The sequence below is a fragment of the Pseudomonas sp. 2FE genome, from assembly GCF_005503735.1.
Classification (GTDB): domain Bacteria; phylum Pseudomonadota; class Gammaproteobacteria; order Pseudomonadales; family Pseudomonadaceae; genus Aquipseudomonas.
This window is the reverse complement of sequence record NZ_SCMO01000003.1, coordinates 37291-61936: the sequence shown is the minus strand read 5'-3', so window position 1 is coordinate 61936 and position 24646 is coordinate 37291. Positions and strand designations below refer to the sequence as shown.

27 protein-coding genes and 1 pseudogene are annotated in these 24646 nt (G+C 61.4%); 7 read left to right on the top strand and 21 right to left on the bottom strand.

From position 1 onward, the window contains the following. Nucleotides 1-142: 142 nt before the first annotated feature. Both FFS12_RS07625 and FFS12_RS07620 read left to right on the top strand, forming a co-directional pair. The gene (locus FFS12_RS07625) at nucleotides 143-1105 is read left to right on the top strand and encodes an amino acid ABC transporter permease (protein ID WP_137886294.1); all 963 of its coding nucleotides are present in this window, start codon (nucleotides 143-145) and stop codon (nucleotides 1103-1105) included. Then, nucleotides 1098-1832: an amino acid ABC transporter ATP-binding protein gene (locus FFS12_RS07620; RefSeq protein ID WP_137886293.1), complete on the top strand. Its 735-nt coding sequence runs from the start codon at nucleotides 1098-1100 to the stop codon at nucleotides 1830-1832. Before FFS12_RS07625 ends, FFS12_RS07620 begins: the two co-directional genes overlap by 8 nt. Nucleotides 1833-1882: 50 nt before the next feature. Here FFS12_RS07620 and FFS12_RS07615 read toward each other — a convergent pair whose 3' ends face one another. Beyond that, nucleotides 1883-2473, bottom strand: coding sequence for a 2-hydroxychromene-2-carboxylate isomerase (locus tag FFS12_RS07615; protein ID WP_137886292.1), 591 nt, complete (start codon nucleotides 2471-2473; stop codon nucleotides 1883-1885). Nucleotides 2474-2510: 37 nt separating this feature from the next. After that, nucleotides 2511-3239, bottom strand: a complete 729-nt coding sequence (locus tag FFS12_RS07610) for an SDR family oxidoreductase (RefSeq protein WP_137886291.1) — start codon at nucleotides 3237-3239, stop codon at nucleotides 2511-2513. Nucleotides 3240-3339: 100 nt separating this feature from the next. On the opposite strand from FFS12_RS07610, the gene FFS12_RS07605 reads away from it, so the two are divergent. Further along, nucleotides 3340-3834, top strand: a complete 495-nt coding sequence (locus FFS12_RS07605; protein ID WP_137886290.1) for a helix-turn-helix domain-containing protein — start codon at nucleotides 3340-3342, stop codon at nucleotides 3832-3834. 135 nt (nucleotides 3835-3969) lie between these two features. Here FFS12_RS07605 and FFS12_RS07600 read toward each other — a convergent pair whose 3' ends face one another. The 9 genes from FFS12_RS07600 to ubiE all read right to left on the bottom strand — a co-directional run bounded on the left by FFS12_RS07600 (nucleotide 3970) and on the right by ubiE (nucleotide 10004). Next, on the bottom strand, nucleotides 3970-4677 hold the full coding sequence (locus FFS12_RS07600) for a 16S rRNA (uracil(1498)-N(3))-methyltransferase (protein WP_137886289.1): 708 nt from the start codon (nucleotides 4675-4677) through the stop codon (nucleotides 3970-3972). Then, entirely contained in the window at nucleotides 4674-5474 is an 801-nt protein-coding gene (gene tatC, locus FFS12_RS07595) for a twin-arginine translocase subunit TatC (RefSeq protein ID WP_137886288.1), read from the bottom strand. The genes FFS12_RS07600 and tatC overlap by 4 nt, the downstream gene beginning before the upstream one ends. Next, entirely contained in the window at nucleotides 5471-5860 is a 390-nt protein-coding gene (gene tatB / locus FFS12_RS07590; RefSeq protein WP_137886287.1) for a Sec-independent protein translocase protein TatB, read from the bottom strand. Before tatB ends, tatC begins: the two co-directional genes overlap by 4 nt. Before the next feature lie 4 nt (nucleotides 5861-5864). Beyond that, nucleotides 5865-6107 carry a twin-arginine translocase TatA/TatE family subunit gene (locus FFS12_RS07585; RefSeq protein ID WP_137886286.1) on the bottom strand — a complete coding sequence of 81 codons (243 nt, stop codon included), beginning with the start codon at nucleotides 6105-6107 and terminating at the stop codon, nucleotides 5865-5867. Between the two features lie 25 nt (nucleotides 6108-6132). After that, nucleotides 6133-6468: a phosphoribosyl-ATP diphosphatase gene (locus FFS12_RS07580; protein ID WP_137818718.1), complete on the bottom strand. Its 336-nt coding sequence runs from the start codon at nucleotides 6466-6468 to the stop codon at nucleotides 6133-6135. After that, nucleotides 6461-6877 (bottom strand): phosphoribosyl-AMP cyclohydrolase, encoded by a 417-nt coding sequence (hisI, locus tag FFS12_RS07575; protein ID WP_137886285.1) that lies wholly within the window; start codon nucleotides 6875-6877, stop codon nucleotides 6461-6463. Before hisI ends, FFS12_RS07580 begins: the two co-directional genes overlap by 8 nt. A gap of 117 nt (nucleotides 6878-6994) precedes the next feature. Then, nucleotides 6995-8602, bottom strand: coding sequence for a ubiquinone biosynthesis regulatory protein kinase UbiB (gene ubiB, locus FFS12_RS07570; RefSeq protein ID WP_137886284.1), 1608 nt, complete (start codon nucleotides 8600-8602; stop codon nucleotides 6995-6997). Further along, the gene (locus FFS12_RS07565; RefSeq protein WP_137886283.1) at nucleotides 8599-9234 is read right to left on the bottom strand and encodes an SCP2 domain-containing protein; all 636 of its coding nucleotides are present in this window, start codon (nucleotides 9232-9234) and stop codon (nucleotides 8599-8601) included. Before FFS12_RS07565 ends, ubiB begins: the two co-directional genes overlap by 4 nt. Then, nucleotides 9234-10004, bottom strand: coding sequence for a bifunctional demethylmenaquinone methyltransferase/2-methoxy-6-polyprenyl-1,4-benzoquinol methylase UbiE (ubiE, locus tag FFS12_RS07560; RefSeq protein ID WP_137818714.1), 771 nt, complete (start codon nucleotides 10002-10004; stop codon nucleotides 9234-9236). Before ubiE ends, FFS12_RS07565 begins: the two co-directional genes overlap by 1 nt. A 141-nt stretch (nucleotides 10005-10145) precedes the next feature. Here ubiE and FFS12_RS07555 point away from each other — a divergent pair, with 141 nt between their 5' ends. From FFS12_RS07555 to FFS12_RS07540, 4 genes and pseudogenes are all read left to right on the top strand, one after another. Beyond that, entirely contained in the window at nucleotides 10146-10421 is a 276-nt protein-coding gene (locus FFS12_RS07555) for a polyhydroxyalkanoic acid system family protein (RefSeq protein WP_137886282.1), read from the top strand. 110 nt (nucleotides 10422-10531) lie between these two features. Beyond that, a complete protein-coding gene (locus FFS12_RS07550) occupies nucleotides 10532-10966 on the top strand; it encodes a phasin family protein (protein ID WP_137886281.1) in 435 nt (144 codons plus the stop codon). Nucleotides 10967-10976: 10 nt separating this feature from the next. Next, a pseudogene (locus tag FFS12_RS07545) lies at nucleotides 10977-11678 on the top strand (phasin family protein); the annotation flags it as partial. 297 nt (nucleotides 11679-11975) lie between these two features. Continuing rightward, nucleotides 11976-13064 carry a type I restriction endonuclease gene (locus tag FFS12_RS07540; protein ID WP_137886279.1) on the top strand — a complete coding sequence of 363 codons (1089 nt, stop codon included), beginning with the start codon at nucleotides 11976-11978 and terminating at the stop codon, nucleotides 13062-13064. A gap of 209 nt (nucleotides 13065-13273) precedes the next feature. Here the strand turns inward: FFS12_RS07540 and FFS12_RS07535 are convergent, their stop codons facing one another. The 10 genes from FFS12_RS07535 to hslU form a co-directional block, all read right to left on the bottom strand. Further along, entirely contained in the window at nucleotides 13274-14983 is a 1710-nt protein-coding gene (locus FFS12_RS07535; protein ID WP_256657309.1) for a DUF3987 domain-containing protein, read from the bottom strand. After that, nucleotides 14980-15195, bottom strand: coding sequence for an AlpA family transcriptional regulator (locus tag FFS12_RS07530; RefSeq protein ID WP_137886278.1), 216 nt, complete (start codon nucleotides 15193-15195; stop codon nucleotides 14980-14982). Before FFS12_RS07530 ends, FFS12_RS07535 begins: the two co-directional genes overlap by 4 nt. A 91-nt stretch (nucleotides 15196-15286) precedes the next feature. Then, complete coding sequence (locus tag FFS12_RS07525) at nucleotides 15287-15685, bottom strand: hypothetical protein (protein WP_137886277.1); 399 nt, start codon at nucleotides 15683-15685, stop codon at nucleotides 15287-15289. Further along, entirely contained in the window at nucleotides 15682-16938 is a 1257-nt protein-coding gene (locus tag FFS12_RS07520) for a site-specific integrase (protein WP_137886276.1), read from the bottom strand. Before FFS12_RS07520 ends, FFS12_RS07525 begins: the two co-directional genes overlap by 4 nt. 211 nt (nucleotides 16939-17149) lie before the next feature. Continuing rightward, the gene (locus tag FFS12_RS07515) at nucleotides 17150-17764 is read right to left on the bottom strand and encodes a TetR/AcrR family transcriptional regulator (RefSeq protein WP_137886275.1); all 615 of its coding nucleotides are present in this window, start codon (nucleotides 17762-17764) and stop codon (nucleotides 17150-17152) included. Nucleotides 17765-17862: 98 nt separating this feature from the next. Beyond that, the gene (gene phaC, locus FFS12_RS07510) at nucleotides 17863-19545 is read right to left on the bottom strand and encodes a class II poly(R)-hydroxyalkanoic acid synthase (protein ID WP_137886274.1); all 1683 of its coding nucleotides are present in this window, start codon (nucleotides 19543-19545) and stop codon (nucleotides 17863-17865) included. A 190-nt stretch (nucleotides 19546-19735) separates the two neighbouring features. Then, nucleotides 19736-20593 carry a poly(3-hydroxyalkanoate) depolymerase gene (gene phaZ, locus FFS12_RS07505; RefSeq protein WP_137886273.1) on the bottom strand — a complete coding sequence of 286 codons (858 nt, stop codon included), beginning with the start codon at nucleotides 20591-20593 and terminating at the stop codon, nucleotides 19736-19738. 218 nt (nucleotides 20594-20811) lie between these two features. Further along, the gene (gene phaC, locus FFS12_RS07500; RefSeq protein WP_137886272.1) at nucleotides 20812-22491 is read right to left on the bottom strand and encodes a class II poly(R)-hydroxyalkanoic acid synthase; all 1680 of its coding nucleotides are present in this window, start codon (nucleotides 22489-22491) and stop codon (nucleotides 20812-20814) included. A gap of 359 nt (nucleotides 22492-22850) precedes the next feature. Beyond that, a complete protein-coding gene (locus tag FFS12_RS07495) occupies nucleotides 22851-23225 on the bottom strand; it encodes a gamma-butyrobetaine hydroxylase-like domain-containing protein (protein ID WP_137818706.1) in 375 nt (124 codons plus the stop codon). A gap of 68 nt (nucleotides 23226-23293) precedes the next feature. Continuing rightward, nucleotides 23294-24634 carry an HslU--HslV peptidase ATPase subunit gene (gene hslU, locus FFS12_RS07490; RefSeq protein WP_137886271.1) on the bottom strand — a complete coding sequence of 447 codons (1341 nt, stop codon included), beginning with the start codon at nucleotides 24632-24634 and terminating at the stop codon, nucleotides 23294-23296. Between the last annotated feature and the right edge of the window lie 12 nt (nucleotides 24635-24646).

The following is a 24646-nucleotide window of genomic DNA, read 5'->3' as shown; positions in this document are numbered from 1 at the left end:
CTTCCTCGCCTATTTTCGCCTTGCCTGACCTGCGCTCGCGACGATCTTAAACAGGGCCTACGCTCGCTGTTAGCTGGACTCCCAACGCGCAGGCTTGTCCTGCGCGTTGGTTATTTGGAAACACTTTTCGTGGAACAAGCTCGTGGCTAAACGGAAAAAACCACTGTGGCCCTGGCATGTACTGACCGGGCTGATTCTGATCGGCCTGGCGTGCAGCCTCTGGTACGCCACCTCCCTGATTTCCTACGAGTGGCGCTGGAGTCGCGTGCCACAGTACTTTGCCTACCAGGCCGAGCAGGCCCAGCGGGCCGCTGACCTTGCCCAGGTCGAGGCGGTCGACCTGGACGGCGAGCGGGCCCGCGTGACGCTACTCGATAGCGCCGGTGGCAAACAGTTGCTCGAGGTGGCCAAGGACAGCCTGCTGGTCGCGGCTGGCGACGAGGTGGCCGAAGGCGATGTGATCGGCGTGACCCGGCACTGGGCGGCCGGGCCGCTGCTGTGGGGGCTGTGGACCACCCTCTGGATTTCCGTCGCCTCCGGTGCGCTGGGGTTGCTGATGGGGCTGTTCACCGGGCTTTGCCGGCTGTCGAGCAACCCGACTCTGCGCGACCTGTCGACCGTCTATGTCGAGCTGGTGCGCGGCACGCCGCTGCTGGTGCAGATCTTCATCTTCTACTTCTTCATCGGCACCGTGCTCAACCTCTCCCGCGAGTTCGCCGGGGTCGCGGCGCTGGCGCTGTTCACCGGTGCCTATGTGGCCGAGATAGTGCGCGCCGGAGTGCAGTCGATCGCCAAGGGCCAGGGCGAGGCGGCCCGTTCGCTGGGCCTGACCGCACCGCAGTCGATGCGCCATGTGATCCTGCCGCAGGCGTTCAAACGCGTGCTGCCGCCGCTGGCCGGGCAGTTCATCAGCCTGGTCAAGGACACCTCGCTGGTCTCGGTGATCGCCATCACCGAGCTGACCAAGAGCGGTCGCGAGGCGATCACCACCTCGTTCTCGACTTTCGAGATCTGGTTCTGCGTGGCCGCGCTGTACCTGGTTATCAACCTGCCGCTGTCGCAAATCGCCAGCCGGCTCGAACGGAGGCTCGCGCAAAGTGATTGAAGTTCGCGATCTGGTAAAAGTCTTCGATACCCGTGGGCAGGTGGTGCGCGCGGTGGATAACGTCAGCACGCGGGTGGACAAGGGCGAGGTGCTGGTGGTGATCGGCCCGTCCGGCTCCGGCAAGTCGACCTTCCTGCGCTGCCTGAACGGCCTGGAGGAGCTCGATTCCGGCTCGGTCAGCATCGACGGCCTCGACCTGGCCGACCCGAAGACCGACGTCAACGCCTACCGCCGCGAAGTCGGCATGGTCTTCCAGCATTTCAACCTGTTCCCGCACATGACCGTGCTGGAGAACCTCTGCCTGGCGCAGAAGGTGGTGCGCAAGCGCGGCAAGGCCGAACGCGAGGAGAAGGCGCGGGCGCTGCTGGCCAAGGTCGGCATCGCGCAGAAGGCCGACGAGTTTCCCTCGCGCCTGTCCGGCGGCCAGCAACAGCGCGTGGCCATCGCCCGGGCGCTGTGCATGGAGCCGAAGGTGATGCTGTTCGACGAGCCGACCTCGGCGCTCGACCCGGAAATGGTCGGCGAGGTGCTCGACGTGATGAAGACCCTGGCGCTGGAAGGCATGACCATGGTCTGCGTCACCCATGAGATGGGCTTCGCCCGTGAGGTGGCGGATCGCGTGCTGTTCTTCGACCACGGCAAGCTGCTGGAAGATGCCGCTCCCGCGCAATTCTTCGCCCAGCCGAAAGACCCGCGGGCGCAGGCGTTTCTCAAGCAGGTGCTGTAGGTCATGCGTAAGGCCTCGCGGCGTTGATCTGCGAGGCCTTACTGGTCATCTCAGGTCTTATTCAGTGCCTCTGCGACAAAGTCGAGGCGATCCTGGCCGAAGTGCATTTCGTTGCCGACGAAGAAGGTTGGTGCGCCGAACGCGCCGCGCCGGATCGCTTCTTCGGTGATGCTTTTCAGCCTTTGCTTGACTGCCTCGTCATTCACCAGCCGTTCGAACTCCGCCGGGTCCAGCCCCGCCGCACTCAGCACCTCGGCCACCACCTCGGGTTTGCCGAGGTTTTTCTGCTCGACCCACAGGGCCTCGAACACCGCCTTCAGATAAGGCTGGAACTGCGCCGTACCGAGGTAGCCGGCGGCACCGCGCATCAGCGTCAGGGTGTTGATCGGAAAGTGCGGGTTAAAGGCCATGGGCACGCCGTAGCGCTGAGCGAAGCGCGCCAGGTCTTGCAACATGTAGCGACCTTTGGCCGGAATGGATACCGGCGATTGGTTGCCGGTGGCTTTGAACACGCCACCGAGCAGCATCGGCCGCCAAGTGATCTCGGCGCCCGCGTCGGCGGCGATTTTCGGCAACTGGGTCCAGGCCAGGTAGGTGGTCGGGCTACCGAAATCGAAAAAGAACTCTACGGATCTGCTCATCTTATTGGTCTCGGATGGTTAAACGGGCAGCCGCTGTTTAGAAGGTTTCCAGCCAGGGTCGCAGATCCATTTCATGCACCCAGCAGTCGCGAGGCTGGCAATGGATTTGCCAGTAGGTCTCGGCGATATGCTCGGGGTTGAGGATGCCGTCCTGTTCCTTGAGCCGATACAGTTCGGGGAAGGTCTCGCGAATAAAGGCAGTGTCGATGGCACCATCGATGATCGGGTGGGCGACATGAATGCCCTGCGGCCCAAGCTCGCGGGCCATGCTCTGGGCCAGGGCGCGCAGGGCGAACTTGGCGCCGGCAAACGCGGAGAAATTCGCGCGGCCGCGCAGGGAGGCGGTGGCGCCGGTGAAAATAATGCTGCCGCGCTTGCGAGGCAGCATCACCCGTGCGGCTTCGCGGCCGGTGAGAAAACCGGCTAATGCAGCCATTTCCCAGACTTTGCGGTAGACCCGCTCGGTGGTTTCGCTGATCGAAAACTGCACGTTGGCGCCGATGTTGAACACCACCACTTCCAGCGGGCCGATCTCCCGCTCAATGGTTTCGAACAGGTTGAGCACCTGTTCTTCCACCCGCGCATCGCAGCCAAAGGCGCGCGCCGTACCGCCGGCGGCGACGATTTCATCGACCAAAGGCTCGAGTTTCTCGGCATGGCGTCGCGCCACGCAGGCGACATAGCCCTCGCGAGCAAAGCGTTTCGCTATCGCCCCACCGGTCGCATCGCCGGCGCCCATCACTAGTATCGCTTTGCGTTCAGTCATGGCTTTCTCCCAAGTTCTATTTTGGAACCTTGTCGGATAGTCAGTTCCTTTTTAGAACCTGTCAAGTTATTGTGAGCCACCGGCTTACAGAGGTTTCGTCATGCGTTGGGAAGAACTCGATCAACAACCCTGCTCTTTGGCGCGCACCTTGTCGGTGGTGGGGGACCGTTGGACCCTGCTGGTGCTGCGGGAATGTTTTCTCGGGGTGCGGCGCTTCGATGATTTCGAAAAGCGCCTGGGCATCACCCGGCATGTGCTCGCCGACCGGCTGAAGAAGCTGACCGAGGCTGCGGTGCTGGTCAAACAGGCGTACCAGCAGCGGCCACTGCGCGAGGAATATCGGCTGACCGACAAGGGCCACGAGCTGTACCCGGCGGTGCTGGCGCTGGTGAACTGGGGCGACCGGCATATGAGCGGTGTCGAGGGGGCGCCGCTTCGGCATGTGCACAAGGCCTGCGGGCAGGCCATGCACGGCGTGCTGGTGTGCTCCGAGTGTGGTGAGCCGTTGGCGTCGCGGGATGTGGATTTGCACGAGGCGCCGACCTTGCGGGGCCAGTTGCTGCCGGCGCACTGGCACGCCAAGTCGCGGGCTTAGCACCTGTTCACGATCCGCTGCCGGATTAGATGAGTAGGGTGGAATCCCCGGAGGGGCTTCCACCGCCTGCCCCAACCAACTGGCCGCTAGGGCTTCGGATCGCTTGAGTGTCTCGCGTTTGCCCGATTTGGTGGATTAGAACAGCCGGGCGAGGAGCGCGGTGACGGCGGTTTCCACCCGCAGGATGCGCTCGCCGAGCTGTACCGGCTGCAAGCCCGCCGCGTGCAGCTTCTCGACTTCGTAGGGAATCCAGCCGCCCTCCGGGCCGATGGCCAGGGTCACCGGCTGTTCGACGGCGCGCGGACAGGATGGATAGTCGCCAGGGTGGCCGACCAGCCCGAGACTGCCCGCCGCCAGTTGCGGCAGGCGATCTTCGACGAAGGGCTTGAAGCGTTTCTCGATCAGCACTTGCGGCAACACCGTATCGCGCGCCTGCTCGAGGCCGAGGATCAGTTGTTCATGGATCGCAGCCGGTTCGAGAAACGGCGTCTGCCAGAAGCTCTTTTCCACCCGGTAGCTGTTCAGCAGGATCAGCCGCGGCACGCCCATGCTGGCGACGGTTTGCAGCACCCGGCGGAGCATCTTCGGCCGTGGCAGGGCGAGCAGCAGGGTTAGCGGTAATTTGGCCGGCGGCGGCTGGTCCAGGCTGATCTGCAGCTCGGCCTCCTGGGCCTCGAGGCGCAGCAGTTGGCCTCGGCCCATCAAACCGTTGAGGCGGCCAACCCGCAGGTTGTCGCCGGACTCGGCGCGATGCACTTCCTGCAGGTGCTTGAGGCGGCGGCCCTGCAGAATCACGCGATCCGCCGCGACGAAGTCGGCATCCTCCAGCAGCAGCAGATTCACGGCTGGGTCGCGGGCGGTTGGTCGCCGTCGTCGGGGCTGACTGGGGCATCATCCGGGTGCTCGCCGCGTTTGCGGATCATGCCGCCGAAGAACAGGCCGATCTCGAACAGCAGCCACATCGGCACCGCCAGTAGGGTCTGCGAGAAGATATCCGGCGGGGTCAGCACCATGCCGACCACGAAGCAGCCGATCACCACATAGGGGCGGATCTTGCGCAGGTAGGCGACGTCGACCACGCCGATCCAGATCAGCAGCACCGTGGCCACCGGAATCTCGAAGGCCACGCCGAAGGCGAAGAACAGCGTCAGGACGAAATCCAGGTACTCGTTGATATCGGTCATCATCGCCACCCCTTCCGGGGTGACGCTGGCGAAGAAGTGGAAAATCAGCGGGAATACTAGGAAGTAGGCGAAGGCCATGCCGCCGTAGAACAGCAGGATGCTGGACACCAGCAGGGGCATGGCCACGCGCTTCTCGTGCTTGTACAGGCCGGGCGCGATAAAGCCCCAGATCTGGTGCAGGATCACCGGAATGCTGAGGAACAGCGCGACCCAGGCGGTCAGCTTGAACGGCGTGAGGAAGGGCGAGGCGACGCCGGTGGCGATCATGGTCGCGCCTTCCGGCAGGTAGGCGCGCAGCGGCGCCGAGACCACCGTGTAGATGTCCTGGGCGAAGTAGAACAACCCGCCGAACAGCAGCAGCACCGCCACCACACAGCGCAGCAGGCGCGAACGCAATTCGGTGAGGTGCGAGACTAGCGGCATTTCCTGGTCGTGTTCCGGCTTGTGGTCGCTCATGGGGCTCGCGGCGGTTGAGAGGCTTCGGGGGCGCTGGACGTGGCTACGGCCAGGTCGACGCTGCCGGGCGGCGCAGCAGTCGGCGTCTCGGCAACCAGCGTTTCGCTGGTGACAGGCTCGCCGACGGCAGCCGACGGCTGTGGCGGGGCGATAAGGTTTTTCGCCTCCTGCTCCAGCGCCATGATGTGCTCGTTATGCAGCTGGCGGCGAATCTCGTCGGCGCCGATCTCGCGCTCGACTTCCTGCTTGATCGCGTTGAAGCTGCGCTTCAGCCGACCTATCCACAGGCCGGCCGTGCGCGCCGCCCCGGGCAGGCGCTCGGGGCCGAGCACCAGCAGCGCAACCAGGCCGACCAGCAGCAGTTCGGAGAAGCCGATATCGAACATACTGCTAGTCCTTGCGCGCCGGCTCTTCGACTTTCTGCGCTTGCGCGTCGATGGTGTGCGGCGGGTTCAGCGGCGCGGTCGGTTGCACCGGCGGCTCGCTGGGTTTCTCCTCGTCGCTCATGGCCTTGCGAAAGCCTTTGATCGTCTCGCCGATATCGCTGCCCAGGCCCTTGAGCTTCTTGGTGCCGAAGATCAGGACGACGACGATCAGAATGACGAGCCAATGTTTCCAGTCAAAAATACCCATGGAGCTGCTCCTCTCAATAAATGCGTTATGCCGAAGGTTCGCGGGCGGCCTTTTCGGCATGCCCGGACAGACCGAAGCGCCGATCCAGCTCATCCAGCACCGCCTGGGGATGCTGGCCGAGAGCGGCGAGCATGACCAGGCTGTGGAACCAGAGGTCGGCGGTTTCGTAGATCAGGTCGCTGCAGTCGCCGCTGACGGCAGCGTCTTTGGCGGCGAGGATGGTTTCCACCGATTCCTCACCGACCTTTTCCAGAATCTTGTTCAGGCCCTTGTGGTACAGGCTGGCCACGTAGGAGCTGTCGGCCGCGGCGCCTTTGCGGGCCTCGAGTACTGCGGCCAGTCGGGTCAGGGTGTCACTCATGGCGGTGTCCTGCTGAGCTGTGGGGTGCACTGTAGATGGCGTGTGGGTCTTTCAGGACTGGCTCGACAATCTTCCAGGCGCCATTTTCGAATACCCGATAGAAGCAGCTTTCCCGCCCGGTGTGGCAGGCGATGCCGCCGATCTGCTCGACCATCAGGATGACGACGTCGGCATCGCAGTCCAGGCGCAGCTCATGCAATTTTTGCACATGGCCGGACTCTTCGCCTTTGCGCCAGAGTTTGCCGCGTGAGCGTGACCAGTAGATGGCGCGATTCTCGCTGGCGGTGAGGCTCAGCGCCTCGCGGTTCATCCAGGCCATCATCAGCACGCGGCCGCTTTTGTGATCCTGGGCGATGGCCGGAACCAAGCCCTCGGCATTCCAGTTAATGTCGTCCAGCCAGTCGTTCATGGGTTGTCCGTTAATGCGTAGCCGTTAATGCATATCTAGGGGGCGTATAACGCGCGGGGTTATCCGCCGTGACCCTGAGCGGGATAGGCCCAGTGTGCCAGCGCGTCGCCGCTCTGGCTATCGGCGCACGACGAGGTAGAGCCCGGCGCCGAGCATGATCCAGGCCGGCCAGGCGCTCAGCGCCGCCAGCGAGGCGGCGGTTGCCGCCAGACTGGCACCGCCGACCATCAGCGCGGCACCGGTCAGGCGCAACAGCCAGCCATCGCGCTGTTCGCCCCCGGTTGGCGCAGGGGGCGTTGGATAGGGTTGCGACAGGCGTTCGAGCAGGTCGCGAGTCATATGCGCCAGGTGCGGCACCTGCTCGACCTGGGCCTGCAGGTTGTGCAGCAGGCTTTTCGGGCTGATCCGTTCGCGCATCCAGCGTTCGAGGAACGGTTGCGCGGTGCTCCACAGATCCAGGTCCGGGTAGAGCTGGCGACCCAGCCCTTCGATATTCAGCAGGGTCTTCTGCAGCAGCACCAGTTGCGGCTGGACTTCCATATTGAAGCGCCGCGCGGTCTGGAACAGGCGCAGCAGCAACAGGCCGAAGGAGATGTCTTTCAGCGGCCGTTCGAAGATCGGCTCGCAGACGGTGCGAATCGCCGCCTCGAAATCATTCACCTTGGTTTCCGCCGGCACCCAGCCGGAGTCGATATGCAGCTGCGCGACCTTGCGGTAATCGCGCTTGAAGAAGGCGATCAGATTGCGCGCCAGGTAGTCCTGATCTTCCGGGGTCAGGCTGCCGATGATGCCGCAGTCGACCGCAATGTATTGCGGGCTCCACGGTTGGCGGGTGCTGACGAAGATGTTGCCGGGGTGCATGTCGGCATGGAAAAAGCTGTCGCGAAACACCTGGGTGAAGAAGATTTCCACGCCGCGCTCGGCCAGCAGTTTCATGTCGGTGCGCTGATCGGCGAGGGTCGCGAGGTCGGTCACCTGAATGCCGTAGATGCGCTCCATCACCAGCACTTGCGGCCGGCACCAGTCCCAGTACACCTGCGGCACATAGAGCAGCGGCGAGCCCTCGAAGTTACGCCGCAACTGGCTGGCGTTGGCCGCCTCGCGGAGCAGGTCGAGTTCGTCGTAGATGGTCTTCTCGTAGTCGCTGACCACCTCGACCGGGTGCAGGCGGCGCGCGTCGGTGGAGATGCGTTCGGCCAGTTTGGCCAGCAGGAACAGCCAGGCCAGATCCTGGCGGATGACCGGCTTGAGGCCCGGGCGAATCACCTTGACCACCACTTCCTCGCCGCTTTTCAGCTGCGCGGCGTGCACCTGGGCGACCGAAGCCGAGGCCAGCGGCTGGCTGTCGAAGCGTGCAAACACCGCACTGACCTTGGCGCCCAGTTGCTCCTCGATCAGCGCCAGCGAGTGGGCGGGGTCGAAGGGCGGGACTTGATCCTGCAGCTTGGCCAGTTCGTCGGCCATATCCACGGGGAGCAAGTCGCGGCGGGTGGAGAGCAATTGGCCGAACTTGATAAAGATCGGCCCGAGGTCTTGCAGCGCCAGGCGCACCCGCTCGCCGCGCGAGAGCGGCAGCGCCGTGCGCGGCAACCAGCGCCAGGGCAGGGCATAGCTCAGCGCGCGCAGCCACCAGGGCAACGGCAGCTCGAGCAGCAAGTCATCGAGGCGGTAGCGGATGACCACGCGCTGGATGCGCAACAGACGGCGGACGGCAAGCAGCTTCATGCGGGTTCGCTAGGCTTTTGGGTGAGGGGGAGTGTGACGGTGAGGCGTTCGAAGCGCGCGTCGAGGCGATCGAGGGCGAGTTTGAGGCCATCCAATTCGGCGAAGCGTGCTTCGGCTTCGCGTTGGCCGACCAGGCTGCGCGACTCCTCGTTGAGGTAGTCGGCGAGGTTCTGGCGCAGGCTGTCGAGGCTTTGGCTGGTCCAGCGCACACGGCTTTTCAGGTGGCCGCCGAGCAACTGGCTACCCAGCGGGCCAAGCCAGCGGGCCAGCTCGTATTCCCAGTCCAGCTCGAGATCCTGAAGGATGCCGGCGAGCTCCAGTAATACGCCGCTGTCACCCTGCAGTTCGACTGCCGGGCTGTGCAGCACGGCGGTTTTCTCTTGGCTGGTGGCCAGGCGCAGCAGGCTGGCAGCCGGCGCGCGCAGGCGGCAAGCGACGTCGCCTGCCCAGTTCGCCGCCAAGTGCAGGCCAGCGCCATCGGCGAGAATGAACAGCTGCGCGGTTGGGGCACGGCAGTCCACCGCGATCACCTTGCCAGCCAGGCGCTCGAGCCGTGGCAGCGCCGTGCTGTCCAGGCGCAGCACACGATTGACGCCGTGCTCAACGCCGGCCAGCAGAGCCTGAGTCAGCATCAGGGCTTGATGCCGCGGTGCAGCGCGACGATGCCGCCAGTCATGTTGTGGTAGGTGGCGCGCTCGAAACCGGCCTCGACCATCATCGCCTTGAGGGTTTCCTGATCCGGGTGCATGCGGATCGACTCGGCGAGGTAGCGGTAGCTTTCCGAGTCGTTGGTGATCAGCTTGCCCATCATCGGCAGCAGGCTGAACGAATAGACGTCATAGGCCTTGGACAACAGGCTGCTGGTCGGCTTGGAGAACTCCAGCACCAGCAGGCGGCCACCCGGTTTGAGCACGCGCAGCATCGAGCGCAGGGCGTCTTCCTTGTGGGTGACGTTGCGCAGGCCGAAGGCGATGGTCACGCAGTCGAAATGGTTGTCCGGAAACGGCAGCTTCTCGGCGTCGGCCTGGACAAATTTGACGTTGCCGGCCACGCCCAGGTCGAGCAGGCGATCGCGGCCGACTTTCAGCATCGAGGCGTTGATATCGGCCAGCACCACCTCGCCGGTCGGGCCGACCAGGCGGGCGAATTGCTTGGTCAGGTCGCCGGTGCCGCCGGCGATATCCAGCACGCGGTTGCCGGTGCGCACGCCTGACAGTTCGATGGTGAAGCGCTTCCACAGGCGGTGCACGCCGGCGGACATCAGGTCATTCATCAGGTCGTACTTGGCCGCCACGGAGTGGAAAACCTCGGCGACCTTGTCGGCCTTCTGGCTTTCCGGCACGTTTTGGTAGCCGAAGTGGGTGGTCGGTTCGGCATCACTGCCTTTGCGCGGATCGTTCATGTCGCTGTCACCGGAAGAAAGTGCCGGCCATTCTAATCCCGGTGACCGGCTTTGTCTTGGCAACGGACGCCTGTGGTTGGCGTGCAAGCTGGCGCGGGCTGCTATAGTCGCGCGACCTAAGGTCGCAGTCAGGAGTTGCCCATGGCCCGCATTACCGTCGAACGTTCGCATTCCCTTGGCCGGGAGGCCGCCCGTGCGAAAGCGGAGAAACTCGCCGCGCGTCTGGCCAGTGAGTACGAGGTGCGCTACCAGTGGGCTGGCGATGTGCTCGAGTTCAAGCGCAGCGGTGCCGAGGGGCGGATTGCGGTCGGTGACGACCGGGTGCGCGTCGAGCTGAGTCTGGGGCTGTTGCTGTCGGCCATGAGCGGCACGATCAAGCGCGAAATCGAAAAAGGCCTGGATGAATATCTGGTCTGAGTCGGCTGATTTCGCCGCTTAGTATGTAGATTCTAATTTTCCTCGCTACCTTGCGCTCAAGCCTGCATTTCGTGGGCGTTTCCTCAAACCTTTTGCGCGTGAGGTGCACCATGGCCAAAGTTGCTGTCAAAAAGAAAGCCGCAAGCAAAACCAACCTGCTGACCGACGTTAAGCATTACGGTCGCCAAATCTGGCTGGCGGGCCTGGGCGCCTACGCCAAGGCCGGTCAGGAAGGCGCAGGCTACCTGAAAGAGCTGGTCAAGGCCGGTGAAGGCGTTGAGCAGCAAGGGAAGAAACTGGTCGGCGAGCAGGTCGAAGCGGCGAATAGCCAGATCGATACGGTGAAGAGCAGCGTGAGCCATAACGTGACCAGCGTTAAAGGCAAAGTTGAAGTGCAACTCGACAAAATCGAGCAAGCTTTCGATCGCCGGGTTGCCAGTGCGCTGAATCGTTTCGGCATTCCTTCCCGCCAGGACGTTGATGCGCTCTCTGCTAAGCTGGACGTGTTGAATGAATTGGTTGCACGTGTCGCTAAGACTCAATAAGGAGAGCGGGATGGTCGCTAAAAAGAAAGTCGAAAAACAGAGCAGCTCCTGGATTGGCGAAGTTGAAAAGTACTCGCGTCAAATCTGGCTGGCCGGCTTAGGTGCTTACTCGAAGATCAGCAAGGACGGCAACAAGCTGTTCGACACCCTGGTTCAAGATGGCGAGAAAGCCGAGAAGCTGGCCAAGAGCGAAGTCGAGAAACAAGTCGGTGCCGTGAAGTCCTCGGCCAAGTCGGCCCGGTCCAAGGTCGATGAAGTTAAAGACCTGGCCTTGGGCAAGTGGGGCGAGCTGGAAGAGGCGTTTGATAAGCGTCTGAACAGCGCGATCTCGCGCCTGGGCGTGCCGAGTCGCAACGAAGTGAAAGAGTTGCACGGCAAGGTGGAAACCCTGACCAAGCAGCTGGAAAAACTGACCGGCATTTCCGCCAAGTCGGTTAAGCCGGCGGCTAAGCCTGCCGTTAAGGCTGCGGCCAAACCCGCCGCCAAAGCCGCGGCGAAACCTGCGGCCAAGGCGCCCGCCAAGCCAGTAGCTAAAGCTGCAGCCAAGCCTGCCGCGAAACCCGCGCCAAAAGCAGCGGCCAAACCCGCAGCGAAGCCTGCGGCCGCTAAGCCAGTAGCCGCCAAGCCTGCTGCGCCTGTCGCGACACCGGCTGCCGCGCCTGCTGCCACGCCGGCGGCAACCACCGCAGCGGTGACGCCAAGCAACCCGTCCTGAGTCTTTCAGGATCAAAAACGCCCGGCCTAGTGCCGGGCGTTTGCGTTATGTATGCCTAGTGCAGTGCGCGGTCGTGCTTATTTAATTGTCCAGCCCATACCTTGGCCCATACTTCGGCGTGAGTCTGTCGCCCGCGCCTCAGGGCATCAGGCACAAAAAAGCCCAGCGTCTCCTAGGCCCGTGTTTCGGTGTTCTTTTTTATGGGGTGCACGCGGTGCCACGCCTAAAGCTGCCGGCTTGCAGTAGTGGCAAACCAGCAACTAGGATGATGGCGTCTATACAAAGGAGTGGGACATGGAATTTCTTGAAAAGCTGAATGCCTTAGCCGCTAAGATTCGCCAGCAAGGCGCATCGATTCAGACCGAGGAAGCAACCAAGAACGCATTCGTTATGCCCTTCATTAATGCTGTCTTGGGTTATGACGTGTTTGACCCGACTGAAGTGATTCCTGAGTACGTGTGCGACGTGGGAACCAAGAAGGGTGAAAAGATCGATTACGCCATTATGAAAGGTGGCGAAGTACAGATTCTCATTGAGTGCAAAAAGATTGGGGAAGCGCTGAATGTGAATCACGCATCGCAGCTCTTTCGCTACTTCCATGTCACCAACGCCCGTATTTCAATTCTCACCAATGGCCAGGTTTACAAGTTCTTTACCGACCTCGACGCGCCGAACAAGATGGATGAGAAGCCATTCTTGGAGCTAGACCTGCTCGACATTGATGAGCATGTGGTGCCTGAACTGCAAAAGCTCACTAAGTCGGCATTTGATGTGGAGTCGATTATCAGTTCTGCCGGTGAGCTGAAGTATGTCGGCCAGATCAAGAAAGAAATTGCTGCTCAGTTCGCTAGTCCAAGTGACGAGTTTGTTAAGTTCTTCGCTGCGAAAGTGTATGACGGCATCATTACTCAGAAGGTGCGTGACCAGTTTGGTGTGCTTACTCGGAAGGCAACAGCACAGTTTCTGAGCGACCAAGTGAACGAGCGCTTGAAGTCAGCTATGAGTGGCGTTGTACTGCCTTCATATACCGCTGAAGCTCCTGTTTCTGATGCTGTTACTGCTACAGAAACGAAAGCTGAACAAGCTGAAGACCTTGTTGTTACTAGCTTGGACGAGCTTGAAGGCTTCCATATTGTGAAGGCCATCGTGCGTACCGTGGTTGATGCTAAGCGCATTATTCATCGTGATACGCAAAGCTATTTCGGCGTTCTTCTCGATGACAATAATCGCAAACCCCTATGCCGTCTGCACTTCAACCGAGGCCAGAAGTACCTTGGCCTTTTCAACAAGGAAAAGGTCGAGACGCGGCATCCTATTGTCTCGCTGGATGAAATCTATGGTTTTTCTGACCAGTTGAAGGAAACGGTCGGTTACTACGATTGATTTGTACCTGTGAGTGCTGACCGCTTTCTAGCCAAGGCAGTCAGATTTGGGAACGGTGCAATGAGTCGTAGGCAGGTTCTTCGCCAGCGCCTCATGGGTTTCAGCTAGTCCCTGCCTGCTAATGCTAATCCTGCTAAAGCTGCTAACTGTTGAGCGGTTAGCCTTTCGTGAGTTAGCTACATTAGCGGCTTTAGCATTAGCAGCGGGACTCAGTTAACGGTGAATATCTTCCCGTCACTGGTTAGTAAGTGGTAATGCTCGACCAGGATGCCTAGCAGGTCAGCGCGGAGTATTGCGTTACTGCGAAGACCTGTCGGGCCGCACTGGGATAGTTTGGTTTTACTAAACGCCGTCCACCCTTTGTCCTTGAGCCAATCAATCAGGTCTTGAGCTTTTTTCAGGCTGGGGTCTATCGCTTCGCTGTCGGTGTAGCGTGCCCACTCGCTCAAGGAGTAACGGACTATCTCGGCAGCACGGCACATACAGTCGCTGTCGATTTCTCCCTGACCTTCAAAGCAAGCGAACACGGCAGCCAGGCGGCGGGCGATTTCACCAGCGCGGCCAGCGAATGGGCGTAGGTTGACGAACTTGCCAAGGGGCGACTGTTCCCCTTCCACTTCGTTATAAAACTCACGCCAGTCGTTCTCTGCGTCCCGGGTCAGCTCAAGGACTTGCGGTTTGACTTCTCCGGTTTCCGGGCTGATTGCTTGAGCGGTTGCGGCAATCTCCTCACAGCGCGCCCAGTAGCGGCGTAGTCGCGGATCTGAATAAGACTGGCGGTTAAGCTGCTCAGCAGTGAGAAAGCGTGTCCCGGCGATGCTGGCAGGGCTGGCGAACAGAAAGCGCGGTAAGAAGCCTTGGCCGCGCAACAGTGGGTCATGCAGTGCTGCGGCAACAGTCACAGCTTGCGCCAGCAGATGAACGCTCAGTCGGCGGTTGTAGGCGAAGCCCGATCCGTCAAGGTTGCTAATCGCGCGGGTGCGCTCGAATGTGCCAGTGTCGAATGCTTTGACCAGCCCGCCAAGGGTTGCAGTGCGGGTGTCTGCCTTGAGTGATGCTCCTCCTAGCACTTGCCCGCCTTCGTCAGTGTCCCATGATGCTGCCGACACACCTCGGATCATATCGCCCACGATACGCTCGAATGTGGCATCGCTGTATTGGGTGCGCGGATCGGGTGCCGGTGGATGCTCAGCAAGGAACCGCTCAAGATCCTTGCCCTTTAACCCGTCAGCCATTTTGTTGATCTCATCGTGGATTTGCCGATGCGCTGTGCGGGCCTGTTCCTCGGCTTCGTCCACCGTCTTGAATGCCAGTCTCCTGCATTCGCTTTTGCGGTCGCCAGAATCGGCCAGTGTCAGCAAGAACAGTGAGCAAGGCATACCGTTCGAGTTGTGCATGTGCGGCGCATTAACTCGCGTTTGTGCCAAGTAAGCGGCAGCACCAATAACGCACTGACCAGCCAGCGCCGGCGGTGCTTGCACATGCTCTGCTATGGCTCGTGCGGCATCGCGCATGATCGGTGGGAGTGCTTCCACCGGGTACGGCACGGCATCTTTTATATCTGGCATCAGCGGCTTCGGGTCGGCTACCGCAAAGATTTCTTCGGCCTGGCTCCCTGGGCTGGCTGCCGATTGCTGTCCGGTCTGTTGATTTCTTTGCTTACCGCCCAGCCCTAATGCGCTATGCACTACCTCTGGCCCAGTGTAGGGCTGGCTTGGGTCGCGCATGTCTTCATAGCTGTGGAAGGCCCATGTATCGGCTAAAGGGTCTCCCAGCTCGATCACGTCACGGTCAAGCATGGCATCGGCGTATGCCTCTAGAGGGGGTGCTTCAAAGTCTGGGCAATTAGCGACGCTGGTGCTGGTATAATTGCCTTGCGAGTGGCTGCCTTGTTCTTCGGAATGGGTGGCCGTTTTCATTTTTGGCCCCCCAGTTGTTCAGCTACCCAGGCGTCTATCTCCAAGGAGTCCCAGCCTACAGCGCGGGTTCCTATGCGTCGGGCCTGAGGAAATCTGCCTTCGCTCATCAGTTGGTAGATCCAGGCGCGACCGTAGCCGGTGGCAGCTTTTACATGCGGCAGACGCATGATGTGGCGGGGTTGAGTAGCGGTGTGGGTAGTAGTGTGGGCCATGACCAAATCTCCTTTGCGCTAACTGGCGCGTAGTGGACGGGTCAAGCATTTCGTTTTTGGCAAATTGCCCCCAGTAACTAACTCTGGGTAATTAGTTTTCTTCTGGCCCAAAAAAATCGCTAACGATGCGCATTTTATCCTCGGCCAGTGCTTTGCTTTCGGCCGTGCCGGTATTACCTATTTTCTTCTTGATTGCCTCAACGCTTACTTCGTATTGCTGGGCTAGATCCGCGATAACCTTATTCTTTCCTTCTCCGTTTCGTGTGCGAGAAACGAAATTCCAGCAAGCGTCATCGGGTATCTTTGGCGGCCTACCTGGCGGGGGTGACGGCTCAACTAACAGGCGCTCAGCGGCGACGTATAAAAGCCCCGCAGCAAGCTGCGCCTGCCTTTTGGTGAGGGGTTTGCCATCCCGCAGGTAGTCGGCAATCTCGCGAACCTGGGCGCGTTGTGTTTCTCGCATTTGTCGAAGCTGTTCGTCGTTGCTCATGCGCGCTTAAACTCCCCTTGAATGACGTTTTTCGCTGGTGGCTGGGTGTCCGCGTAATGCGCCCATTCGCTCATCAGTCCGCGCCGCTTTTCGAGAAAATCAGTGCGTGAATATGCGCCTTCGGTCTGGTCGCGCTCATCATGCGCCAGAGCCATTTCGCAAATTTCACGGGGAAAGTGGGTGCACTCGCCAGCCCAGTCGCGGAACGTCGAACGGAAGCCGTGAACGGTCACGCCTGTGTATCCGTGCGATATAAGTCGGTCGCGCATGGCGTCATCATGGATAACCCCGCTGCGTCCAATGCCGGGGAATAGGTAGGGGCTTTCGCCAACTGGGGGCAGGCTCTCCAGTAACGCGATAACCTCATCAGCCAGCGGTATGACAAAAGGCTTGCCCGTTTTCATGCGCTTGGCAGGTAATGACCAAGTGCGAGCCTGTAGGTCGAACTCGTCCCACACCGCGAAGCGAACCATGTGCGAGCGTGCGCCTGTAAGCAGCAGCAGTTGCAGTGCCACGGCCACCCGGCTTTCATCCTTGCGTAGCTTCGTCATCAGCTCGCCTAAGTCCTGCCACTTCATCGCGGCGAAGTGCTGGCGCTTTCTCGCCTTCTTTTTCTCAGCTTTGCTCAATAGGTTGTCTAGGTGGCCGCGCCAGCGTGCCGGGTTTTCACCTTCGCGCAGGTCGTGTGCCTTTGCTGAGTCGAGAATCTGCTCAAGCTGTCCGCGCACTTCGTCAGCCGTGCGTGTCTTAGTCGCCCAGATTGGTTGCAGCACTTTCAGCACATGCTCAGTTTCGATCTTATCGGCTGGCAGCTTGCCGATATGCGAAAAGGCGTACAGCTCCAGCTTGCGCAGCCAGCCTTTGCGCCACGCTGCTGACCAGTGCGAACCATGTGCTGCCAGATAGTCAGTGGCGAGTGTTTCGAAAGTCACTCTTCTAGCCTCCCTGGCTCGCTCCGCTTCTGCCGCCAAGCGTTTTTGCTCGCGTTCTGCGTCTCGGGCAGTTAACGGATCGTGGCCGCTGCTTGTCAGTTTGCGGGCATCTGCTGCCTTTGCGCGTGCATCAGCTAGGGTGGTTTCTGGGTATTTACCAATGCCCATGTCACGGCTCTTGCCGGCGATCTTGTAGCGAAATATCCAGCTTGTCCCGCCAGAGTTGCCGACTTTGAAGTACAGGCCGCCACTGTCGCCTGTCATACCGACTACGCCGGCTTTCGCAAGCCTATCGACTGTTTTTGCTGTCAGCGTCCCCATGCCTGCTCTCCGCTTTTTTGTCGTCAGCCCATACTTCAGCCCATACTTTAGATTGCGGCTTTCGGTGGGTTTGACTGGCGTTTGGTGGAGTAAGATTAGGTCAAAGCCCCCTATTTATCTATGGTGTGCGAGATGCTTGTGGATTTTTGTGGATGTGGGCGGATAGTAAAACGCCCGGCCTAGTGCCGGGCGTTTGCGTTTCGGCGCGCGTTTAGGTGTCTAAATAGCGCTGCGCCAAATGCTCGGCCGCCTGGCGGGATTCGGCGCGTAGGTGCGGCGCCACCAGCATCATCACTTGGAATACCACCAGGCGAATCTCACCACTGCTGCCGAGGATACGTTGGTAGTCGAGGGAGAACAGCAGGGTCAGGGTGATCTGTTCGACCAGCAGGCCGAGCGCCTGGGTATCGCTGACCAGTTGATTCTCGGCCTTCAAGCGGGCCAGCAGTGAAGCGAGGGTGCGCTTCAAGGCGTTCAGCCAAGTGCGGATGCCGCGCGCCAGCTTGGGTAGGCGCCCGGCCAGGTTGGACAGGTCTTGAAACAGGAAGCGGTAGTGCGCCAGGCGTTCGACGATCAGGTGCAGGAACAGCCAATAGTCCTCGACGCCCAGGCGTGCATCGGCGGGCGGGTCGAGCAGCGGCGCCAGCTCACTCTGGAAGCGTTCGAACAGCTCCATGACCAGCGGCTCTTTGCCGTGGAAGTGGTAGTAGAGGTTGCCCGGGCTGATCTCCAGTTCATTGGCGATCTCCAGGGTGGAGACGTTGGGTTCGCCCTGCTGATTGAACAGTGTCAGGGCGCATTCGAGAATGCGGTCGCGGGTTTTCATCCAATCTTCTTATGCAGGCCGCCGGAAGGCGGACGGTAACTGGCCGGACGGTCTCCGGCCAGTGTTCTCAAGGATCAAGTCAAGGTTTAAGTCGAGGCTTAACGCACATGTACATAGGTGCCGGGTGCGGCCTCCATCGGCGGATGCTCCTGGTTGCCCAGCGCCAACTGGGTTTCCCGTTGTTCGCCGGAGCGTTGCTGAATCCATTCCAGCCATTGCGTCCACCAACTGCCGCTGGTCTGCTTGGCGTCGAAGTACCAAGCGCGTGGGTCGGAGCTGAGTTTGCCGCTCTCGAAATAGTTGGCCTTGGGGTTGCCCGGCGGGTTGAGGATGCTCTGGATATGCCCGCTGTTGGACAGCACGAAGCGGCTGTTGCCGCCGAGCAGCAGGGCCGAGCGATAGACCGCGTCCCAGGGCGTGATGTGGTCGTTGATGCCGGCGATGCTGAAGCTGTCGACGGTGACCTTCTGCAGGTCGATCGGCGTGCCGCAGACCTCCAGGCCGCCAGGATGGGTGAGTGGGTTGTGCTTGAAGAAGTCCAGCAGATCGCCATGCAGGGCGGCCGGCAGGCGCGTGTTGTCGTTGTTCCAGTAGAGGATGTCGAAGGCTGGAGGTTGCTTGCCGAGCAGGTAGTTGTTGACCCAGTAGTTCCAGATCAGGTCATTCGGGCGCATCCAGGCGAAGACCTTGGCCATGTCGCGGCCATCCAGCACGCCTTTCTGATAGGAGCGGCGTTTGGCGGCTTCCAGGGTTTGCTCATCGGCGAACAACATGGCTGGGCTGTCGACCTGACTGTCCAGCAGGCTGACCAGGTAGGTGGCGCTGGAGACCTTGCGCAGCTGGCGCTTGGCTTGTAGGTGACCTTGCAGGGCGGCGATGCTCAGGCCGCCGGCGCAGGCACCCATCAGGTGGGCCTCTTTGCTGCCGCTGATGGCGCGGGTCACATCGAGGGCTGCTTCGATGGCCTGGACATAACTCGATAGGCCCCACTCGCGATGGCGGGCGTCCGGGTTGCGCCAACTGATGGCGAACACCTGTAAGCCGTTCTTCAGTGCGAACTGGACGAAGCTCTTCTCCGCGCTGAGGTCGAAGATGTAGTACTTGTTGATCTGCGGCGGCACGATCAGCAGCGGGCGGGCGTACTGCTTTTCGCTCATCGGCGTGTACTGGATCAGCTCCAACAGCTCGTTGCGAAATACCACCGCACCCGGAGTGGCGGCTAGGTTGCGGCCGACTTCGAAGGCGTGTTTGCTGACCTGGCGAGGCAGGCCGTGATTGTGCAGGAGGTCGTCGTATAAGTGGCGCAGGCCCTTGAACACGCTGCTGCCGCCACTGTTGAGCAGCTCCTTGATCGCCAGCGGATTGAGCAAGCTGTTGGAGGGTGCCAGCGCATCGCTGAGCAGGGTGGCGACGAAGCGCGCGCGGGCGCGGTCATCCGCCGACAGGTCGCTCTCGTCGATCCAGCTGTTCAACTGCTGCTGCCAGGCCAGGTAGGCCTGCAGGCTGCGGCGATAGAAGGGGTTGAGACGCCAGGCCGGATCGGCAAAGCGTGGATCGTCGGGGTTGTGCTTATGCAAGGTGTCGCCGAGTAGCACGCGGCCCAGCTGGCCGCCGAAGGCCAGCGCATGCTTGGCGCTGTGCAGAGGTCGGCGCAGGCCCTGCAGGGCCAGGGAGCGCACGGTGGCAAACAGATCGCGGCCGCGCAGGCCGAGCATGGCGTTCTGCGCATTTATAAAGGCTGCGGGTACGGGCACAGCGTCCGCAGCAGATTTGTCTCGCATGAGGCAACACTCCGTCGTCAAACCATCAAGGGACTCAACGTCAATTGGCAAGCAGCAAGGCTTGTACCAAGGCGCGCCGGAGGTGCATTCCAGACAACCGCGCAAAGAAACGACTGTGTTACACGAGGCCCGCTATTGGGTCAAGTGGGTCGGCGTCGTACCGGATGGGTGCGCGGGTTCAAAGCGCTGTTCAGTGACCGCGCAGCGGGGTCGGCTGCGGGTGCATGACCGCGCGCTGCCGCTCCTCCTGCAGAAACTTCATGATGATCGGCGCGACGGCCTCGGCCCGGGTGATCAAGAACAGGTGACCGTCGTCGATCACGTGCAGCTCGGCATTTGGAATCCGCCAGGCCAGCAGGCGCATGTTGATGAGGGGGATGAGTGGGTCATCGTCGCCGGCCAGCACCAGGGTCGGCTGGCTGATCTTGTGCAGCCAGTGGATGCTGGTCCAGCCGAGGCCGGCGAACAGCTGCCAGTAGTAGCCGAGCTTGCCCGAGGAACGCACTTTGCTGGCGTGCGCCAGGGCCAGATTGGGGTCGCGGCGGAAGGCCCCGCCGTAGATGTGCGGGGCGATCTGCACGCCGTAAGACGGCTGGATGTAGCGCCGTGGGCTGGCCATACGCCAGAGCACCTTGGGCTTGCCCGGCACCATGACGGCGCCGGCCGAGGTGGCAGCGAGCACCAGCTTCTTGCAGCGCTCGGGATAGTCGTGGGCGAACTGTTGCGCCAGGGCGCCGCCCCAGGACACCCCAAGCGCATTGACCTGGCCGTAATCCAGGTAGTCGAGCATGCGCGCGGCGAGCTTGGCCAGGCCCGGGAAGCGGTAGGGCTGGCTGGGGGTCGAGGAGCCACCCACTCCCGGTACGTCGAAGGCGATCACTTCCTGATCGGGGTCGAGGGCCTGGACGAACGGAAACACCAGCTCCAGGTTGGCGCCGATGCCATTGAAAATCAGCAGTGGGGTCAGGTGCGCCTTGCCTGGGCGGACAGCCGTGCGGATGGTCTGGCCGTCGAGGTCGATGGTGCGAAAAACAAAAGGTAACGGCATGCGCAGAGCCCTATGGATTGAACTGCTGGGAACGCGGTCCAGCGCTTTCCCAGAATGACGAAGCTGGCCTCCCTTGCCGGCTTCGTGGCTGCCGCCCAGGCCGGTAAAGGCTGGAGCGCTGGGCGGCACTTCCGAGTGCCGCGGGCAGTGTGACGCAAGCTGTTGCGTTAGGGTGCCGGCTCGGTTGTCGAGGCTGCACGCTGAGCGTTCATCCTTCCCTAGCGCTCATGCACGTAAGTGCCCGGCGCCGCCTCGGCAGCCGGATGGGCTTTGTTGCCAAGGACGCTGGGGGCTTTTTTCAGTTTGCCGGAGCGTTCGGCCATCCATGCTTGCCAGTGCAACCACCAGGAGTCGGCATGTTTGGTGGCGTCTTCTTGCCAGACTTTCGCATCAGCCGGCAGTTTGTCGCTGGTCATGAAGCGCGCTTTCGGATTGCCCGGTGGGTTGAGGATGCTCTGGATATGCCCGCTGTTGGACAGCACGAATTCGATCTTGCCGCCGAACAGCCGCGCCGAGCGGTAGCAGGCTTCCCAGGGGGTGATGTGGTCGTTGGTGCCGGCCAGGCAGAAGATGTCCGCGGTCACCTGCTTCAGGTCGATCGGCGTGCCGCAGACTTCCAGGGCCTGTGGCCGCGTCAGTGGGTTGGTTTTGAATAGCTCGATTAGGTCGCCGTGGAAAGCCGCCGGCAGGCGGGTGGTGTCGTTATTCCAGTAGAGGATATCGAACACCGGTGGCTCGTTGCCGAGCAGGTAGTTATTGACCCAATAGTTCCAGATCAGGTCATTCGGCCGCATCCAGGCGAACACCTTGGCCATGTCGCTGCCTTCCAGCACGCCGGCCTGATAGGAGCGGCGTTTGGCGGCTTCCAGGGTCTGTTCATTGACGAACAAGGCGACCTGGCTATCCAGCTTGGTGTCCAGCACGCTGACCAGCAGGGTCAAGGCGTTGACCTTCTTCTCACCGAGCGCCGTGTAATGGCCGAGCAGGGCGGCGGTGGTGATACCGCCGGAGCAGGCGCCGAGCATGTTGACGTCCTTGCTGCCGGTGATGGCCAGGATCACGTCGATGGCTTCTTTCAGCGCCTCGATGTAGGTCGACAGGCCCCACTCGCGCTGGGCCTTGGTCGGGTTGCGCCAGCTGACGATAAAGGTCTGCAGGCCGTTGCGCAGGCAGAAGCGCGCCAGGCTCTTCTCTTGCGACAGGTCGAACACATAGAACTTGTTGATCTGTGGCGGCACCACCAGCAGCGGGCGCTCGTGCACTTGTTCGGTGCTTGGCTGGTACTGGATCAGCTCCAGCAGGTCGTTGCGAAACACCACTGAGCCTTCGGTGGTAGCCAGGTTCTTGCCGACCTCGAAGGCATCCATGTTGACCTGGCTGGGCATGCCGCCGTTGTTGACGATGTCCTTGGCCAGGTGGGCGAGGCCATCGAGCAGACTCTTGCCGCCGGTTTCGAAGAAGCGCTTGAGCGCCGCCGGGTTAGCCATGCTGTTGCTCGGCGCCATGGCTTCGGTCATCAGGTTGATCACGAAATGGCCGCGGTTGGTGTCGGTCTCGGACAGGTTGCTGTCCTCAACCCAGTCGTGCAGTTCTTTGCGCCAGGCCAGGTAGCTCTGCAGGTAGCGCTTATACAGCGGGTTCTGGCTCCAGGCGGGATCGGCGAAGCGGCGATCACCGCCTTCCGGTTGGAGTTCCGAGCTGCCGAGCAGGACGTTTTTCAGCTCCAGGCCGAAGTGGGCAACGTGCTTGGCGCTATGCAAAGGTTGTTTGATGGCCTGGGTCAGGACCATGCGGGCAGAAGCCAGAATGTCTTTGCCGCGCAAGCCGATCACCGGGTTGAGCCCTAGGGTGTTTTCCGAGGCTTGACGCTGCAGGTCTTCGTTACTCTTGTTGCTCATCTACGACGCTCCATTGTCCTGAGACGGATACCGGCGTGCGGCTGTGCGCGGTGACACAGGGCTTAGGGCCTAGTACTGCTCGGGTTACCGGGGGCGGAGCGAACTCCGCATCATTCATTGCATGTGGCTCATGCCAAATGCAGGGAACCTGCCAGTTCCTTGGTTACCCGAGTTTATGAATTTGCGCAAGCAGGCCAGTCAGTTGGCCGTGTGCGCGGGAGAGTATGCCGAGACGGATTAGAAAGTTCGCCCTAACCATGGGTGAGCCAGGACTTAGAGCCTGTTCATGATCTGCTGCGCGTCGGCCATGCGGCGTTGAAAACAGGCTGACCTTAGCTCGCGAGATCGTGAACAGGCTCTTAGAGCATCAGCTTGACCACCGACTCGGCCGGATCGCGGGATTTTCCGGCCTGCGCCAGCTCGGCGAGGTAATCGGCCCACAGCTGTTCCTGGCGTTGCGCCAGCTGGTCGAGGTAATCCCAGGTGAACAAACCGCTGTCATGGCCGTCATCGAAGCACAGTTTTAGTGCGTACTGCCCGGCCGGCTCGATCTTGTTCAGGCCGACCCCGAGCTTGCCGACTTGCAGTATGGGCTTGCCGTGGCCCTGCACCTCGGCCGAGGGTGAGTGCACGCGGAGGAACTCGGCGGACAGGTTGTAGACCTCGTCGGGCCCATATTTAAGGGTCAGGGTCTTCGAGGCTTTGTGCAGCTCGATGGCCGAGGGAACGCGCATCTTCGAGGCTCCGGCTAGAGGTGGGGCGGCTAAAGCGCTTAACGCTTCAGCCGCCTTGCAGGGCATCCCTACAGAATATAACGCGACAGGTCTTCGTCTTGCGCCAGTTCGCCCAGGTGGCTATTCACATAGGCCGCATCGATATGGATCGGCTTGTCGCTGTGCGCGCTGGCCAGGTCTGAGGCGCTGAACGAGACTTCTTCCAGCAGGCGCTCCAGGACGGTGTGCAGGCGGCGGGCGCCGATGTTCTCGGTCTTCTCGTTGACCTGCCAGGCGATCTCGGCGAGGCGCTTGATGGCGTCCTCGGTGAATTCGATTTCCAGGCCTTCGGTCTTCAGCAGCTCGCGGTATTGCTCGGTCAGCGAGGCGTACGGCTCGGTGAGGATGCGCTCTAAGTCCTGCGGGCTCAGCGCCTTCAGCTCGACGCGGATGGGCAGGCGGCCTTGCAGCTCCGGCACCAGGTCGCTCGGCTTGCTCAGGTGGAAGGCACCGGAGGCGATGAACAGGATATGGTCGGTTTTCACCATGCCCAGCTTGGTGTTCACCGTGCAGCCTTCGATCAGCGGCAGCAGGTCGCGCTGCACGCCTTCGCGGGAAACGTCGATGCCGCCGGAGTTGCCGCGCTTGGCGACCTTGTCGATCTCGTCGATAAACACGATGCCGTGTTGCTCGACCGCCTCCAAGGCGCGAGCCTTGAGTTCTTCCTCGTTGACCAGGCGCGCGGCTTCTTCGTCGCCGACCAACTTCAGAGCTTCTTTGACCTTGAGCTTGCGGCTTTTCTTTTTACCCTTGCCCATGTTGGAGAACAGGCTTTGCAACTGGTTGGTCATTTCCTCCATGCCGGGCGGGGCCATGATTTCGACGCCGGCCGGATGCTCGGCGACCTCGATCTCGATGTCTTTGTCGTCCAGCTGGCCTTCGCGCAGGCGCTTGCGGAACAGTTGGCGGGTGCTGGAGTCATGGCTCGGCACCGGGTCTTCATTGAAGCCGGGACGTGCCGGCGGCAGCAGTGCATCGAGGATGCGCTCTTCGGCGGCATCTTCGGCGCGGTGGCGGACTCTGACGATCTCCTGCTCGCGCAACAGCTTGATCGCGGCATCGGCCAGGTCGCGGATGATCGACTCGACGTCGCGACCGACGTAGCCCACCTCGGTGAACTTGGTCGCTTCGACTTTGATAAACGGCGCGTTGGCCAGCTTGGCCAGGCGGCGGGCGATCTCGGTTTTACCGACGCCGGTTGGGCCGATCATCAGGATGTTTTTCGGCGTCACCTCGGCGCGCAGCTCGGCCGGCAGCTGCATGCGCCGCCAGCGGTTGCGCAGGGCGATGGCGACGGCGCGTTTGGCCTCGTCCTGGCCGATGATATGGCGACTGAGTTCGTGGACGATTTCGCGGGGAGTCATAGGCATAAGATTTGGCGG

Coding starts and splice junctions, on each gene's coding strand:
- FFS12_RS07555 (WP_137886282.1), top strand. CDS start 10,146: ATGGCCCGCATTACCGTCGAACGTTCGCATTCCCTTGGCCGGGAGGCC.
- FFS12_RS07520 (WP_137886276.1), bottom strand. CDS start 16,938: ATGGGGACGCTGACAGCAAAAACAGTCGATAGGCTTGCGAAAGCCGGC.
- FFS12_RS07530 (WP_137886278.1), bottom strand. CDS start 15,195: ATGGCCCACACTACTACCCACACCGCTACTCAACCCCGCCACATCATG.
- ubiB (WP_137886284.1), bottom strand. CDS start 8,602: ATGAAGCTGCTTGCCGTCCGCCGTCTGTTGCGCATCCAGCGCGTGGTC.
- phaZ (WP_137886273.1), bottom strand. CDS start 20,593: ATGCCGTTACCTTTTGTTTTTCGCACCATCGACCTCGACGGCCAGACC.
- FFS12_RS07540 (WP_137886279.1), top strand. CDS start 11,976: ATGGAATTTCTTGAAAAGCTGAATGCCTTAGCCGCTAAGATTCGCCAG.
- FFS12_RS07610 (WP_137886291.1), bottom strand. CDS start 3,239: ATGACTGAACGCAAAGCGATACTAGTGATGGGCGCCGGCGATGCGACC.
- phaC (WP_137886272.1), bottom strand. CDS start 22,491: ATGAGCAACAAGAGTAACGAAGACCTGCAGCGTCAAGCCTCGGAAAAC.
- FFS12_RS07615 (WP_137886292.1), bottom strand. CDS start 2,473: ATGAGCAGATCCGTAGAGTTCTTTTTCGATTTCGGTAGCCCGACCACC.
- hisI (WP_137886285.1), bottom strand. CDS start 6,877: ATGAACGACTGGCTGGACGACATTAACTGGAATGCCGAGGGCTTGGTT.
- phaC (WP_137886274.1), bottom strand. CDS start 19,545: ATGCGAGACAAATCTGCTGCGGACGCTGTGCCCGTACCCGCAGCCTTT.
- FFS12_RS07580 (WP_137818718.1), bottom strand. CDS start 6,468: ATGAGTGACACCCTGACCCGACTGGCCGCAGTACTCGAGGCCCGCAAA.
- FFS12_RS07525 (WP_137886277.1), bottom strand. CDS start 15,685: ATGAGCAACGACGAACAGCTTCGACAAATGCGAGAAACACAACGCGCC.
- ubiE (WP_137818714.1), bottom strand. CDS start 10,004: ATGAACGATCCGCGCAAAGGCAGTGATGCCGAACCGACCACCCACTTC.
- FFS12_RS07550 (WP_137886281.1), top strand. CDS start 10,532: ATGGCCAAAGTTGCTGTCAAAAAGAAAGCCGCAAGCAAAACCAACCTG.
- tatB (WP_137886287.1), bottom strand. CDS start 5,860: ATGTTCGATATCGGCTTCTCCGAACTGCTGCTGGTCGGCCTGGTTGCG.
- FFS12_RS07535 (WP_256657309.1), bottom strand. CDS start 14,983: ATGAAAACGGCCACCCATTCCGAAGAACAAGGCAGCCACTCGCAAGGC.
- FFS12_RS07605 (WP_137886290.1), top strand. CDS start 3,340: ATGCGTTGGGAAGAACTCGATCAACAACCCTGCTCTTTGGCGCGCACC.
- FFS12_RS07495 (WP_137818706.1), bottom strand. CDS start 23,225: ATGCGCGTTCCCTCGGCCATCGAGCTGCACAAAGCCTCGAAGACCCTG.
- tatC (WP_137886288.1), bottom strand. CDS start 5,474: ATGAGCGACCACAAGCCGGAACACGACCAGGAAATGCCGCTAGTCTCG.
- hslU (WP_137886271.1), bottom strand. CDS start 24,634: ATGCCTATGACTCCCCGCGAAATCGTCCACGAACTCAGTCGCCATATC.
- FFS12_RS07515 (WP_137886275.1), bottom strand. CDS start 17,764: ATGAAAACCCGCGACCGCATTCTCGAATGCGCCCTGACACTGTTCAAT.
- FFS12_RS07585 (WP_137886286.1), bottom strand. CDS start 6,107: ATGGGTATTTTTGACTGGAAACATTGGCTCGTCATTCTGATCGTCGTC.
- FFS12_RS07565 (WP_137886283.1), bottom strand. CDS start 9,234: ATGCTGACTCAGGCTCTGCTGGCCGGCGTTGAGCACGGCGTCAATCGT.